The organism is Brevibacillus sp. NRS-1366 (assembly GCF_050467985.1).
This window is the reverse complement of the sequence record NZ_JBITPN010000021.1, coordinates 334606-348828: the sequence shown is the minus strand read 5'-3', so window position 1 is coordinate 348828 and position 14223 is coordinate 334606. Positions and strand designations below refer to the sequence as shown.

The 14223-nt window shown below is 45.3% G+C and carries 15 protein-coding genes; 13 read left to right on the top strand and 2 right to left on the bottom strand.

The features are described from left to right. Position 1 precedes the first annotated feature (1 nt). From ACIFQN_RS15875 to ACIFQN_RS15830, 10 genes are all read left to right on the top strand, one after another. A complete protein-coding gene (locus tag ACIFQN_RS15875) occupies positions 2–1000 on the top strand; it encodes an ABC transporter permease (RefSeq protein ID WP_429834005.1) in 999 nt (332 codons plus the stop codon). A gap of 243 nt (positions 1001–1243) precedes the next feature. Beyond that, positions 1244–1987 carry a type I methionyl aminopeptidase gene (map, locus tag ACIFQN_RS15870; RefSeq protein ID WP_429834004.1) on the top strand — a complete coding sequence of 248 codons (744 nt, stop codon included), beginning with the start codon at positions 1244–1246 and terminating at the stop codon, positions 1985–1987. A gap of 187 nt (positions 1988–2174) precedes the next feature. Continuing rightward, a complete protein-coding gene (locus ACIFQN_RS15865) occupies positions 2175–2729 on the top strand; it encodes a DNA-3-methyladenine glycosylase I (protein WP_429834146.1) in 555 nt (184 codons plus the stop codon). A gap of 32 nt (positions 2730–2761) precedes the next feature. Next, positions 2762–3238, top strand: a complete 477-nt coding sequence (locus ACIFQN_RS15860) for a DinB family protein (protein WP_429834003.1) — start codon at positions 2762–2764, stop codon at positions 3236–3238. Positions 3239–3580: 342 nt separating this feature from the next. Then, positions 3581–4258, top strand: coding sequence for a hypothetical protein (locus ACIFQN_RS15855; protein WP_429834002.1), 678 nt, complete (start codon positions 3581–3583; stop codon positions 4256–4258). A 303-nt stretch (positions 4259–4561) separates the two neighbouring features. Then, positions 4562–5011, top strand: coding sequence for a hypothetical protein (locus ACIFQN_RS15850; RefSeq protein WP_429834001.1), 450 nt, complete (start codon positions 4562–4564; stop codon positions 5009–5011). A 60-nt stretch (positions 5012–5071) separates the two neighbouring features. Then, on the top strand, positions 5072–6955 hold the full coding sequence (locus ACIFQN_RS15845) for a S8 family serine peptidase (RefSeq protein WP_429834000.1): 1884 nt from the start codon (positions 5072–5074) through the stop codon (positions 6953–6955). A 176-nt stretch (positions 6956–7131) separates the two neighbouring features. Further along, on the top strand, positions 7132–7239 hold the full coding sequence (locus tag ACIFQN_RS15840; protein ID WP_429833999.1) for a hypothetical protein: 108 nt from the start codon (positions 7132–7134) through the stop codon (positions 7237–7239). A 616-nt stretch (positions 7240–7855) separates the two neighbouring features. Beyond that, positions 7856–8317 carry a phage holin family protein gene (locus ACIFQN_RS15835; protein WP_429833998.1) on the top strand — a complete coding sequence of 154 codons (462 nt, stop codon included), beginning with the start codon at positions 7856–7858 and terminating at the stop codon, positions 8315–8317. After that, the gene (locus tag ACIFQN_RS15830; protein ID WP_429833997.1) at positions 8318–9166 is read left to right on the top strand and encodes an N-acetylmuramoyl-L-alanine amidase; all 849 of its coding nucleotides are present in this window, start codon (positions 8318–8320) and stop codon (positions 9164–9166) included. It begins immediately after the preceding gene. Positions 9167–9241: 75 nt separating this feature from the next. On the opposite strand, the gene ACIFQN_RS15825 is transcribed toward ACIFQN_RS15830, so the two are convergent. Beyond that, entirely contained in the window at positions 9242–9745 is a 504-nt protein-coding gene (locus ACIFQN_RS15825; RefSeq protein ID WP_429833996.1) for a S4 domain-containing protein, read from the bottom strand. Between the two features lie 502 nt (positions 9746–10247). On the opposite strand from ACIFQN_RS15825, the gene ACIFQN_RS15820 reads away from it, so the two are divergent. The 3 genes from ACIFQN_RS15820 (at position 10248) to ACIFQN_RS15810 (ending at position 12902) form a co-directional block, all read left to right on the top strand. After that, complete coding sequence (locus ACIFQN_RS15820; RefSeq protein ID WP_429833995.1) at positions 10248–10715, top strand: hypothetical protein; 468 nt, start codon at positions 10248–10250, stop codon at positions 10713–10715. Next, positions 10648–11559 (top strand): hypothetical protein, encoded by a 912-nt coding sequence (locus ACIFQN_RS15815; RefSeq protein ID WP_429833994.1) that lies wholly within the window; start codon positions 10648–10650, stop codon positions 11557–11559. Before ACIFQN_RS15820 ends, ACIFQN_RS15815 begins: the two co-directional genes overlap by 68 nt. Before the next feature lie 227 nt (positions 11560–11786). Continuing rightward, entirely contained in the window at positions 11787–12902 is a 1116-nt protein-coding gene (locus ACIFQN_RS15810) for a histidine kinase N-terminal domain-containing protein (RefSeq protein WP_429833993.1), read from the top strand. 224 nt (positions 12903–13126) lie between these two features. Here the strand turns inward: ACIFQN_RS15810 and ACIFQN_RS15805 are convergent, their stop codons facing one another. Then, positions 13127–14161: an acyltransferase family protein gene (locus ACIFQN_RS15805; protein WP_429833992.1), complete on the bottom strand. Its 1035-nt coding sequence runs from the start codon at positions 14159–14161 to the stop codon at positions 13127–13129. Positions 14162–14223: the final 62 nt, after the last annotated feature.

The window sequence follows — 14223 nt, the reverse complement described above, 5'->3', positions numbered from 1 at the left end:
CGTGGAAGGAAAAAAATTTAGCCTGTTTGATTTTGTTTATAAATACGGTACAGTTGCCGTTATCGTCATCGTCATGCTGGTGTTTAGTCTTACCAATCCGTATTTCTTTACGTACGACAACATTACCGATATTTTGAGGTCGATTTCGATTGTGACGTTTGTGGCAATCGGGGTTACGTTTTCGCTAATTGTAGGGGGATTTGATCTCTCTGTCGGATCGACTGTTTCCCTCACGACTGTAGTCTCTGCTTCGATGATGGTGTGGTATGAGCAGGGCCTTGTTGCGACCTTTGTCATCCCGATTGCACTGAGCCTGCTGGTTGGTCTAGTCAATGCTTTGCTCGTTGTAAAGATTCGCATTCCTGATCTATTGGCAACACTCGCCATGCTTTATATCGTCAACGGAATTCATATGACTTATTCCAAAGGGTATTCGATTTATGCCAACATGCCAATGGCTAACGGAACAACCGCACCAGGCAAATTCCAGTCGTGGTTTCTTTGGCTGGGCCAAGGGGAAATTCTCTCTGTGCCTGTTCCGGTGATTTTAACCTTTCTGCTTGTCGCGATCACCCATGTTTATCTGACCTATACGAGACAAGGGCGAATGCTGTACATGACGGGTGGTAATCTGGAGGCTGCCCGGTTGTCGGGTATTCCGGTCAATCGCTATCGGACGCTGGCCTATGTATTGTCGGCACTGTTCGCCGGGCTGGGCGGAATGCTCCTCGCAGCGCGCATCGGAACCGGACAAGTAAGCAGTGGCGGCTCGATGCTCATGGACGCCGTTGCTGCTGCATTTGTGGGCTTCTCCGTATTTGGTGCGGGTAAGCCAAACGTTTTTGGTACCTTTGTCGGAGCGATTTTGATCGGTGTTTTGCTCAACGGAATGACCATGCTCAATCTCCCGTATTACGCCTACGATATTATTAAAGGGACAGTCCTGGCACTCGCACTGGCCGTTACGTATTATCAGCTGCGCCGGAAGAGAAAAGCGTAGCAGGCGTTAACCAAAAGCAGGTAAAAGCAGACCGTCAAAGCATCGCTAGGCGATTGAGAAGACAGAACCACAGTGATCATAGCTGGGGTTCTTTGTCACAGGCTTGGGGGCTTGCTTTCTCGCTTACCTTCTCGTAATGGATAAAAAAGGTATAATCATATTCACAACGTCATGAATATGATCGAGAGTGGCGATGATAAGGAAAGAATAATTGGAGCTATCCAATGAGTAGGGGGAAAGTACATGTCCATCCAAAATGAGCAAGACATCATCTGCTTAAAACGTATTGGCAAGATTGTGGCCGAAGCGAGAGAAGCGATGATAAAGGCAGTCCGAAGCGGCGTGACAACAAAAGAACTAGATCAGATCGGGCAGGAGATATTGGCGAGACATGGAGCCAAATCAGCACCGAAGCTGGAGTACAATTTTCCGGGATACACATGTATTAGTATCAATCATGTAGTGGCGCATGGGATTCCCGACCGTACCGTCCTCCAAGAGGGAGATGTCATCAATATCGATGTTTCCGCTGAGCTGGACGGATATTACGCAGATACAGGAGCCTCTATTGTGGTCGGATCTGGTGACGCCATGAAGGAATCGCTATGCAAGTGTGCACAGGACTCATTATACAAAGCATTGGAATCGGCAAAAGCGGGCTCCAAGCTGAGTCAGATCGGGCGCATCGTTCATAATGAAGCGCGAAAAAGTGGCTTTACAGTCGTGAAAAACCTGACAGGTCACGGCATAGGTAAAAGTCTGCATGAAGAACCGGAGCATATCTTGAATTACTATGATAGTACAGATAAAAGGCTGCTTACGGATGGAATGGTGCTGGCTGTAGAGACGTTCATTTCCACTGGAACCGAATATGTGAAGGATGGCAGGGATGGCTGGGCGTTTGTTACGCCGGACAAGAGTTACGTTGCACAATATGAGCATACCATTGTCGTAACGAAAGGAAAGCCGATTATTTTAACGGCGTAAACGATCACTTTGGGTCATGGCAGCAGCAATAGTAGACCTCTGAGTACAGGAGGTCTATTTTTTGTACGATCGTATAGGCAAGGATACTGTAGAAGAGTTTTAAAAAGAAAAACTTGCGGAATATCCAATGTTTGTATATCATCTAAATAAGAATATATGTTCGTAAATGCTAGGGGGTATGTTTTCAATGAATCGCTGCGGCTGGGTGAACCAGGATCCTCTTTATATAGATTATCATGACCACGAATGGGGAGTACCCGTTTACGATGACCGTCTTCTGTTCGAATACTTGAATCTGGAAGGAGCGCAAGCAGGTCTGAGCTGGTATACCATTTTGAAAAAAAGAGAGAATTACCGCAAAGCATTTGATAATTTTGAACCGGAAAAGATCATTCATTACGATGAGCAAAAGATTGAGGAATTGCTCAATGATGAGGGGATTGTGCGGAACAGGCTGAAGGTTCGAGGAGTCGTCACGAATGCCAAAGCTTACTTCAAGGTAGTAGAGGAGTTTGGTTCTTTCAGCAGCTACATTTGGTCGTTTGTAAAAGGCAAGCCGATTCACAACCATTTTCAAGAGATGAAGGACGTGCCTGCTTCTACAGAAATCAGCGACAAGCTGAGCAAGGATTTGAAAAAGCGCGGCTTCACCTTTGTCGGTACGACGATCTGCTATGCATTTATGCAGGCGGTAGGCATGGTGAATGACCATGTAGCGACGTGTGATTGCTACCAGGAATAAATAAGCAAGAGAACCCGAGAGGAGGGGATGGCATGAATGAAATTGATCTGCTCATACTGAACTTCGAGGAAGTAAGACGTAGAAGTATCAAAGTGTGGAGAGCCATACCAAATGATCTTCTGAATTGGAAGCCGGATGATAAAGCTTTTACTTGCGCGGAGATGATTCGTCACGTGATCGAGGGAGAGTTTCTTTATCACCAGATTTTGATTCATAGAGGGAGTGCGGCACTATCTGCCATTCCCAATCCTTTCGAGACGAAAGAATTTACGACAGTAGAAGAAGACCTGAATTTTGCCCAACCATTTCGTACAGAGTTTTTAAAGTATGTCAAAACCTTGACGAAAAGTGATCTAGAGAGCATTCGAATCGATCGTTCTGAGGTAGGGTATGTCCGGACACTCGGTGACATGCTGCTGCGGATCGCTTACCATGAGTCTGTACATACGGGGCAGCTCTTGGATTACATGAGGACGATGGGAATCGAGCGTCCGAATATTTGGGATTAGATGAAAGGATACGAATTTCCATAAAAGAGTCCGTGTTTCTGTTGAATGACAGGAGCACTGACTCTTTTTTTGTTTCCGTAGCCATCGTCGGCATCCGGCATTACTTCTGTGAAACCTTCCTCAAAAACATAATCGCACTTCGTTTTGCTTGGAGACCTGCTTTTCTATTTCCTACGGGTCCGGCGTTTTTCAGCATTTTATCCCGTCATCACACGCTGTGGTGGAAAAATCTTGAACTATTGTATTTTGTATGAGATACTTGTACATAAATAAGAACAAACGTTCCTGTCCCTTTCATTCAATTACCGAACACCACATATAAGCGACTAAGGAGGAATTAGGATGGCACCAACTACCATGATCAGCAAGGATGTATTAATGGAGAAAGTATGCGAGGTGTGCCCTGCAACGTGTTGGGGGAAAAAAGCACACTGCCAGGTCCATGATAAGCATGTAGGAAAAATCGAAGCTTGTCCAGAATGGGACAAGTACATGCAGGATCAAAAGGGAAAAGAGAGAGCACAGATACAAAAGACAATCATCAACAGATCAGACAGCTTGGATCGTCTGGATGAGCTGGAGCCTTCACTAGATATTCTCCAAAAAACGGAGGATGAAATCCGCGACTACAATTACATGCAGATTGAGGTTGCTCGTATCCAAAGATATTTGCGAGAGGCGGGCGAAGGAATAGTCGGACAGTACGGACTGGAGGCGGCGATGCCGAAAGGAAAAGGCGTCAACGGAGACAAGACACATGCAGAGGTGGTACGTCGGGAACGCAAATGGAAGCGACTGCAAAATCTTCAGGATAAAATCGAGCGGATCAATAAAGCTGTAGAGACGATACCGGGAGAGCAGGAGCGACTAATCGTAGAGGCACTTCTGGATGGGGACAAAAACAACCTGATCGCAAAGGAGATCGGCGTGTCCCGGCAGCGCTACTATGAGATCAAGCGAAGCGCAGTCATGAAAATGGCATGGGCGATGTATGGAAACAAGATTCAGCCGACCGGATGACACTGGTTTACACAACCTGACACTCACGTTCGTTTTCCCTTTCTTTTCCGGATTTGGATTATACTTGAGTCAAGCGAAACAAATAAAGAGTAGCACGAAGCCATCCGGTAACCTTGCCGGGTGGTTTTTTTGTACCCGGCGAGCAGGGAAACAGGCGAAAGCGCCGCACATTTTTGCGAGTTCAAGGCGTATGTCCACTCGCTTCCTGCTCGGCGGGCATGGCTCGCTATGTTGGATGGAGGAGGAGATTGTATGTGACAGAGCTGAGAAGAACGGGTCAGGAGAGCGGGAGGTGGAGGAGTCATGGTTCGTGAGCTTGCTGTACTCATTGATCTTGTTAACGAAGCGTACCCAGATCTACCAACCGTGGTGAATGTGGACGACTGGATGGCACAGCGTTTTGAGTCCCCAATTGCGTTTCTTTTAACTCAGGGAGTTATGGAGACGGGAAACAGCCTGACGTCCTACCAGGTGGTTGCAGAAGCTGCCATCGTGCTGCACTATCCCAAAGCAGACGGTGTGTATCAGCCGATATCGACAGAGCCGCTACGAGAGTTTTTGCGGCACAAACAGTTCAGCTATCAGGGGAAACCGAATGGTTTGACTATCGAAATTGATAGTTCTACGCTTCGAATCTGGCGGGATAAAAAGGATCGAATCGAAATCGCGTTTCGTTTCACGTACAACGTCTCCGTACCGAAGGAAGTCACGGAGAAAATCAACGTTTTTGATATCGAGGAGGTCAAGTCGTAGTGGCGAAAAAAGAGCTACGAACGCAGATATTCTACAATACGAAACACAAGGAGAGAAATTATGAGTAAAATTCATATTGTAACTTTCAAAGAACAAGAGAAAGATCAGAAAAAAAATAAAGCAAAAGTAGACATACATCTTGCCAAACGTACCGCAAGAGGAAAAAAAGTGAAATTAAAGCACGAATTTGAAAATATTCCTCGTGTGTTCATAGTTGAAGATGCTGACGATGAGACACTCGAAGAATTGCGTAATGATCCGTATGTACTAGCTGTAGAAGAAAATAGTTCCTATGAGCTGCATATGGCCCAAGTCACGGAATGGTCACACGGTGTAAACTTCATTGACATTTCTCAGTTCCGTTCTCGAGGATGGACTGGTGCAGGAGTAAAAGTAGGAATCATTGACACAGGTTGTGCGAACCACGAAGATTTAACTTGGACTGCACGATACAACGCTTATACAGCTGTTTACGGTGGGACAACTCCCGCGGAAGCAGACAGAAAAAATCATGGTACTTGTGTCGCAGGTATTATTGCTGGGAGAGACAATTCCAAGGGTTATGTAGGTATCGCTCCCGACGTACAACTATATGGTGTAAAGGCAGACAATGAAGCAGGTAGCGGTATTGATCAAACTGCAATCATTGACGGTATTAACTGGTTAATCAATCAAGGTGTTAAAGTTATTAATTGTAGCTTTGGTAGTGATATGGATCACTCTGGGGTCAGGGCAGCATTTCAAAACGCATATGAAAAAGGTGCCGTCATTGTTTGCAGTGCTGGTAATGGTCGCATTGTAAATGTTACAAATAATAGTGTGGGTTATCCTGGAGCGTACGATTTTGTCATTGCAGTGTCAGCTCTGAAGGCAAATAAACAACCAGCACCTTACTCCAGTCGTGGTCCACAAGTCAATGTCGCTGCCCCTGCTGATCCAGTTATGACAACAACAGCTAGTGCAGCAAATAAAGCTGGAACAGACTACCTTTCACCAAGTTCATCTTATACAGCTTTTGCTGGGACATCTTGTGCTGCTCCACACGTATCAGGATTGGCAGCATTATACAGACAGATGTTCCCTGATTCCTCACCAGACGATATTATTTCATTCATTGAAATGTTCGTTGAAGAATTGGGTGCTCCTGGTAAAGATTACGATTTTGGATACGGAATGGTAACGTCGCCTTGGACAACACATGCTGACTATCCGGGGAAACTGACTTCTACCGCTATCGAAATGTCAGGCAACAGTATTTCCAGTTCTTTGACAAACGGACTCGGTAAATTTTTTAAATTTGTACCAAGTAAGACGGGACGTTATTTCATTACAACTACTAGCGCCCTAAATCTTTATGCACGTGTCTATGATGCCAGCTACAGACAAATTGCACAGGACGATGATGGAGGAGGAAATTCTCAGCCAAGAATGACAGTGGATCTTGAAATGGGGAAAACCTACTATATTATGGTTTGCGGATACAGTGGCTCTCAGACTGGGTCTTTCACCATCAATGTAGTTGCAGGTGGTGCTGTCATTACAGAGGACTTTGAGGACACTACTTTTACAATTCCATTCACTGGCGACTGGGAGCGCTCAATGATACTCCGAGCATACAGAAGCAAAGCAATTGGACACGGTATGACATCCCAAACGTCGTTTAAAGCAAATGTGCCATCAGGAAGAACAGCAGTGTTGTCCTTCTACTACTATACATCTACCGAAGCAAACTATGACAAACTGATCGTTACAGTGAACGGTGCAACCGTTCTTGAAAAATCAGGTTCTAATGCCCTGACACGTTTTGAGACAACACTGAACGCTGGTGTGAATACAATCTTATTTAAGTTTGTTCGAAATGGAAGCGGAGATGGTGGTGGTAACTTTGTCTATATTGACGATGTGGAACTCACTGGTGACGGCGTTACCGTATCAGCAGGTTAACCACAAAAACTAATGGCCGATAAATACGAAGGAGATGTTGCAAAACCAGTTATAGATTTGAGAACATACGAAACTATTATCAATACTGTTACTGTTTACTAGGTCTTAAGCTCTTAAACAAAAATACGTTGAACGGAGGTGAGAGGCTCATGGTTGAAATTTACATGTAGCTGATTTTGAATGGTCAGCGTACGTTTGAACGGGTTCCAGTAAACCTGCAGAAGGCAGTCGAAAGTGAATTGGAAGCAGCAGGGCTGGATACGGATGGAAAGCTCTTCAAATAAATTTACCGAGCAACCTAACTTTTGTTAGCTTACGAACGCTACTTCGAGGGCTTATACTTACCATGCCTGTTGTAAGATTCCTTCTGCTTTCGTTGATAGAACGCCGTGTGCGATGAAAGTCGCCCGCACGGTGTAGGCTCGAACGAAGCCCTCGAATCTAGTTAAGGGAATAAGTCGAGAATAGCATACCGGTAGCTAGAAACCTGTTTTACAATGATCTCAATAATGAGCATGGCGAGGTTAATGGAGTACTGACCTGGAACGGGGCGACGGATGAAGCTGCGGTGAAAGGCTACAACGTGTATTTTGTGAGCCAGACGAACCAGCGAACGCTTATGGCGAGTGTCCTGAAAGGCTCAAAAGTACGTTTATACCTTTACAGAAGCAGACGTTCCACCCCAATTTGAAAAGCTGACGGTGTACGCGGTAGACTTGGATGGAGAGGAGTATCCCGAGTATGCCAGGGTCTATTACTTGGATCTCACGCTATAACTGTCGTTCAACACATCAACGAATCCCCCGGAAATCTATCCAGGGGATTTTTTCTACCACAAGGGAGGGCTAGAGGCTCTCCCTTTACTATTTACCCCAAAGGGGGTGAGGAGGAGATACGTGCATGAAGTTTCTACACAGCTTGGATAGCATCGCTACTCCCGCGAACGGATGGGCGGCCACAACGGGTGCACTGGTGTCATCCGTCTTTCACTATTTTTATGGCATGAATCGGCAGGACATCTTGGTCGTGCTCTTTTTTATGATTGGTCTCGATTGGGTGACAGGTGTTTTTGCAGCCAAAAAGGACCGATCCTACTCGTCTGAATACGGTCTCGCACGGATTCCACGGACATTGTTTCTGGTGGCGCTGCCGGCAGTCGGCAATCTGTTGGACCGGGTGATGGGAACGCCCGGCTTTCTTTTTTATGGCGTGACATTCGGACTGATTTACCACACGTGGACGAGTCTGACAGCGAATGCACATCGAGCGGGCTGGCCGATGCCGAAATCGATTGAGCGACTGGTGAGTGCGGAGATCAAGGCAAAGATAGAGCGTGCCAAAAGAAAGGGGTCCAATCTATAAATGAAAATCACCGACCTGCTGCTGACGAACGTAAAATCGCGACCGCGGACAAGGATTACCCCAAAGGGAGTCGTCATCCATTGGACGGCCAATGAAAGAAAAGGGGCCAATGCTGTGGCAAACCGCAACTATTTTAACAACCCCACTACAGAAGCAAGTACCCACTATATTGTGGACGATTCCCAGATCATCCGCTGTCTTCCGGAAAATGAGATGGGGTATCATGTCGGAGCAAAAACCTACAAGCAGACAGCTCTTACCAGGCTCAGTGCTTACCCGAATAACTGTACGATTGGGATCGAGATGTGTGTCAATGCGGACGGGAGCTTCCAGTCGATGTACCAGCAAACAGTGGAATTGACCGCGGATATATTGAAAAGATACGGCTGGGGAAAAGAGCATCTCTGGCGCCACTATGACATTACAGGAAAAAATTGCCCGGCGTTTTTTGTAGGAGATGAGTATGCACGAAAATATACAGGCCTAACAGCAGTGGGGGCATGGGACAAATTTCAACAGGATGTCCACAGGATGCTCACAGGTTATCCACAAAAGTCACAGGGACATGTGGATAAGTGTGCGATACTAGCCCCACTTGCTGCATCGGGTGTTCTCATCGACGGCGTATCTTATTTGCCTGTCCGTGTCGTCACTGAGGCTGTGGGTGGCGTGGTCGGATGGGAATCTACAACCAAAAAGGTAACGGTGAATGGACGGGAGATAGCGTATATGAACGAGAACGGGATCGCTTATACAGCATCAAGAGAATTGGCGGCAGCATTAGGTATGCAAGTGGAGTGGGATGAACAGAGGAAAACGGTTATTTTACTGGAAGGGATAACTGGTTGATAGCGAAAAGGCAGCTCCAAACCAAAAAAGCCGCAGAATCTGCGACTTTTAGGTAAGACGTACCGACTTTCGTATTTACTTGATTGGAATCGAGATGAGATCTTGGGCGCATAGTGTTGCTCCGGGCTTTATCATTTGCCGATTGACCAGAATCTGTCCATCCCGAATTCGACGGATAATTTGATTACGGCTCCAGCCATCAATCTGCTCGGAGAGGAGCTTGTCAATACGAAAGCGACCCTCTACGCTCTCGATGAGAATGGTTACTTCCTGGATTCCGTGCTCCTGGTATTCGAGCAGGGAAAGGAGGGGGAGTGGAGTCGCTGGCTGCAAAGACTCCATATCCGGTACCTCTCGATGATCAGTATAAGCTTTGTAGATCGCTACTTTTTCATTCCACGTATGGTTTTTCTCACATTTATAAATGGCAAAGCGGTAGACGTTTTTGCCGTTTGCATTATGTCGACGGATATTGGTGTCAAAAAACAGGACGGTTCGCCCGCAATTTCGACAATACCGCGTGACTTCCCGGTTACGATTGTTCTCTCTTAATACCCATGTATGCTCGATTGTTCGCAAGGTCCTTCACCTCATCATGAAAGTGAAAGGAACGCACCTGCTATTTGGATGTCCCGTAGGAGGAAACCGTATTTTTACAATAAAAAAAGAGATCCCCCATAGCGAATCTCCAACGAATCTACACCTACAGGTTTCGTTACGTTCCTTTGTAATGGGAAAAAAGGGCAGACTGCACCTGTATGAAAAACCATAAGTTTTTCGAGGGCAATGCTATCCAGTTTTTTAGGCCATTACAAAGTAGTTGTTGGCATACGTAGTACCGTACCTTTCCATCCAAATAGACGTAAATGAATATTACCATAATAGGTCCATTTTTCCAAGTCATTTGGAAAAATGCAAGCACAAGCATCATAAAGAGATAAGGTGAGCAATAGGATGGTAAAAGGAGTTCTAAAATAAAACGAATATAATGGTTAGCGCTGGCTAGTACGTGATCGTATCGTCGCGTTACTTTATATGTTTGGCATCTGTTCAAACTTCATGAAATGGAGGTTGTCATAAAATGTCTTTACTTAACATACCGGATGTAACACCTCGCATTACGCTTAAAAGAGAGGAAGTCATTCATCTGTTGTTAACCTCCATTGCCGTGGAAGAAATGAGCATGTCCCACATAATGAATGCAGAAGGAGATAAGATTCAGCAACTGCTGGAGAGAGAGAATGTCAGCCTGGATGACATGCTTCGTCTGAACCGCAGCATGGAGCGGATGCTTCGCAATATGATCAGTAAACAAATCCTGCTCCAATTCAAGCTGGATCATATTATGGAAATGGAAGGAAAATCCTTCACGGTTGATGACGGGGTTACGGTTGATGACAGTGTTGCCGTTGATAACGGAGTAGCGGTTGATGATGGTGTTGCGGTTGATGATGGTGTTGCCGTTGATAACGGGGTAGCCGTTGATGATAGTGTTGCCGCTGAAAACGGAGTCGCAGTTGATGAAGGCGATGAAGGCGATGATACTTGACCTTTCGAGTGAACAGCTTTATGAGGACATAATCAATCGGGCAAAGCATATGGGGGGAGATGAGCATCCTTCTGGATTTACCGGTTTATTAGAGTCCACTGCGGCTTTGGAACAAGCATTGGCAGTCTTAACCAAATGCCATGCCGTGCAAACCACCACCTGCCTGATGATGATGAAGAATCAAAAATCATCCTTTTCGCCCCAACTGCTGGGGAGCTGGTTGGAAGCGTCAAATCGTTCGTTGGAAACCATGATCATGTATCAGTGGGTTACTTTAACCCGAAAAAAGGAGATCTTTCAGTACTGGTTGGTGAGTTTGGAGTCAAAAAAAAACGAAAGTATCCCTCCTACCATCCTGGAGGCTGCGCGACAGACAAATGCTGCTGTCCATGATCTGGTGGAGGCCAAAATCCAACTCGTTTCCCAGTTGACGAGTAAGCTGCAACAAGCATCTTCTCTGGGCACTTCAGAGGAAGTGGTGGAGAAAGAAGCTCTCCTTGCTCTGCATTGCGTGGAGGAATTGCTACGAATACTGGCTCGAAAACAGAGTCTACTGACAACCCTTGGTCGAGACCAAGGTGTCGCGTTGGATACATGGTTGAAAGAGATGCGGCCTGCTATGTTCACTTCCGTAAAAAAGTTGGAAGGTCAAATAACAAAGACGCCTTTATTTTCAAAGGATCTTATCAGTAAATTAAGAGAAGCTTTAAACCGATTAATAGAGTGCTATAGTGCCCCTCCTATACCCCATACACCGTCACGGCTGTTCTTCGAAGCAGAGCCCCCACTACCCGAACCTTGGCTTAACGAAAAAGTTTTTGGGCGGCGTAAAAAAGGTCGGTAAGGAACAAGCAGGCTCGGCTACCTCAAGGGGGTAGTCTTTTTCTTGTATGATTTGAGGGATAAAAATGGGGGGAATTGTATCAGCGCAGCATAGCGAGAAGGGTGATCTGTGCCGGTTGGGAATAAAGGCAAGTGTAGTTGATTAGTAAAAATATTTGGTTAATTAACGCGTGTTGATAGTATAATATGTACGATATGACTATGCCTAATCATTCGGAGTGAAGACAGATGCCGCTGGATGACTTGACCGTTTTTTTGGATGAGCATGAGGATGAGGTTGTGGAAGAGTTCAGGAAACAGGTAGTGTCCGAGCACGGCCATTTTCGGGGAGTGGTTCACCTACTTGGAAAAGCCATGTACCGTTTGGTAGTCGGATATTTTCGCTCCCAGATATCCCATGAAGACATCAAACAACTGGCCTATAAGGTAGCGCATGAAGGAAATCAAGCAGAAATCAGCATTGGAGAGTTTGTCTATAGCGTCTGTTTGGGTAGGAAGTTAGTGCTAGACTTGTTCCAAAAAGGTTCATTTCCGCCTTTCACTCTAGTATCGGCCATGATCAAGACCAACGAATGCTTCGATATGTTTCTGGTTCACGCAGTCTCCCAGTACACCACCCTCAAAGATAACGATCTGGAAGAAAAGAAACTATTCATCGAGCGATCCCACAAAGACAGATTAACGATTTTGGGACAAATGGCGTCCAGCTTTGTTCATGAATTTCGGAATCCCTTGACCTCTATTATTGGATTTTCCCGATTGTTAAAAGAAGATTTTCCATCCTTACCTTATGTGGATATTATTGAAAATGAGCTGTATCAGTTGAATTATCGGGTGTCACAATTTTTGCTTGTGTCCAAAAAGGGAGTCATACATCAGAAGAAAGAAATTTTTAGTATTTATAAACTTTTTGAAGAAATTCTCTCCTTTCTTTATCCCAATATTGTCGATGTAAATGCTCATATAAACAGCTATATCGACCCAGCCTTCATGCTAAACGGCTACAGGGACGAGATGAAGCAAGTACTCATCAACATCATTTCCAATGCATTGGACGCTCTGCATAAAAAAGCCGGACACAAAGAAGTTGTTATCGAGGCGTTTCAAAACGGGAAGACAGCAACCATTACGATAGCCAACAACGGAGCCCCTATTTCATCCGACTTTTTGCCGGTCATATTCGAACCGTTTTTCACGACCAAGGAGTTGGGAACGGGGATCGGCTTATACGTTTGCAAGGAAATCATTGAGAGGCACGGAGGAACGATCATGTGCGAGTCTTCCGAGGAACAAACCATTTTTTCAATGAAGTTCCAGGGCACCGGGCTTCCTGCAAAATTATGAAGCTGAATTTTGGGAACATGGCATACAAAAAAGAATGGCAATGTTGCCATCCTTTGGTTGACTTCTTCCGTAGGTGTGTCTGTGTATCGCGGGGATTCAACCCAAATTTCCCCTATCATAAAAAGAGTGGGCCAAAATTAACGAGTAAATGGATAATCCCCTATAAATGCGAAAATGACATCCAAACCATGGTCAGTTTGAACGTCATTTTCGTCGTCCCCTTTTTACTGAATCCGTTCTCTTCTGATCTTTCCAATCGATTTGCCCATCATTTCGAGTAGTTTTACAAAAAGAACCAACAGATTCGCTAATAGGCAGCTGCATCCCAAAATCAGGAGCAGATACACGAGCGAGTACCAGGTGTTGGTAAACACCCACGACACTTCCCCATAGAGATCAAAGAGAAAGTCTTTAAACAGGATGAGAAAGGCAGAGTGGAACAAAAAGATAAAGTAGGTTAAACCTTTCCGAAACTTGATGTGAAGGTGATCCACTAGCTCCAAAAAGAAGACCATCATAACCAGGAACGAGAGAAGCGTAGCAAAGACAAACGTCATATGAACTGCTACGTAAAGCTTGCTTGAGACGACAAAATAGATCGCAGCCGCAGTCGAAACGCCCGTCACCACCATCAGGATGGAGCGGTTATTTCGTAAAAAAGATAGAATCGGCGCACGGTACCAAAATAGCAAATGTCCCATGTACAGGGTGAATATCCAGCTTGGAAGCATATGACGTGTAGTTAGCCCAAGCCAGCCTTGGTGGAGGTAATTAATGTAGACATATTGCACCGCAAGCAGAATCCAAATGACATACAGGATGTTTTGTTTAGTAATCAGTTTGCGAAAAAAGTAGGCAAAGACATAATACTGACAGATCATAAACACAAAGTAGAGATGATCCCCTGTTTTCCCCAGCAGGATATTCACAGCGTCGTCAGTCGTCGTCGGCATTTCCTTCTTCAATAGGTAATGATACAAGATACCTGATACCAAGAAGGGCAAGACGATATAAAAGAGCTTGCCTGTAAAAAATTCGCGAAACTTCGGATTTTTCGCTTCAAAAGAGTAAGCGGTCAAGTACCCGGTTGCGATGGTCAACAGGACTGTGCCGTAACGGCTGATCTGATTCAGGGCGAGCACCCAAAACGGATCGTTGAAATACATAGCCGAAGCGGTGAAATGACCGATGACAACCAAGAAGCTCGAAGTGAGCTGGATGTAAAACAGAGACTTCAAAATCTTTGAATCCGTATACATATGCATTCTCCATTTATTCGTTTGTCGGCTTGCGATTGCGCTCAAACAATAAACTACGAATG

Excerpts from the sequence above, each read along its gene's own strand:
- map (WP_429834004.1), top strand. The coding sequence starts at position 1,244 with ATGTCCATCCAAAATGAGCAAGACATCATCTGCTTAAAACGTATTGGC.
- ACIFQN_RS15865 (WP_429834146.1), top strand. The coding sequence starts at position 2,175 with ATGAATCGCTGCGGCTGGGTGAACCAGGATCCTCTTTATATAGATTAT.
- ACIFQN_RS15860 (WP_429834003.1), top strand. The coding sequence starts at position 2,762 with ATGAATGAAATTGATCTGCTCATACTGAACTTCGAGGAAGTAAGACGT.
- ACIFQN_RS15855 (WP_429834002.1), top strand. The coding sequence starts at position 3,581 with ATGGCACCAACTACCATGATCAGCAAGGATGTATTAATGGAGAAAGTA.
- ACIFQN_RS15850 (WP_429834001.1), top strand. The coding sequence starts at position 4,562 with ATGGTTCGTGAGCTTGCTGTACTCATTGATCTTGTTAACGAAGCGTAC.
- ACIFQN_RS15845 (WP_429834000.1), top strand. The coding sequence starts at position 5,072 with ATGAGTAAAATTCATATTGTAACTTTCAAAGAACAAGAGAAAGATCAG.
- ACIFQN_RS15835 (WP_429833998.1), top strand. The coding sequence starts at position 7,856 with ATGAAGTTTCTACACAGCTTGGATAGCATCGCTACTCCCGCGAACGGA.
- ACIFQN_RS15830 (WP_429833997.1), top strand. The coding sequence starts at position 8,318 with ATGAAAATCACCGACCTGCTGCTGACGAACGTAAAATCGCGACCGCGG.
- ACIFQN_RS15820 (WP_429833995.1), top strand. The coding sequence starts at position 10,248 with ATGTCTTTACTTAACATACCGGATGTAACACCTCGCATTACGCTTAAA.
- ACIFQN_RS15810 (WP_429833993.1), top strand. The coding sequence starts at position 11,787 with ATGCCGCTGGATGACTTGACCGTTTTTTTGGATGAGCATGAGGATGAG.
- ACIFQN_RS15805 (WP_429833992.1), bottom strand. The coding sequence starts at position 14,161 with ATGTATACGGATTCAAAGATTTTGAAGTCTCTGTTTTACATCCAGCTC.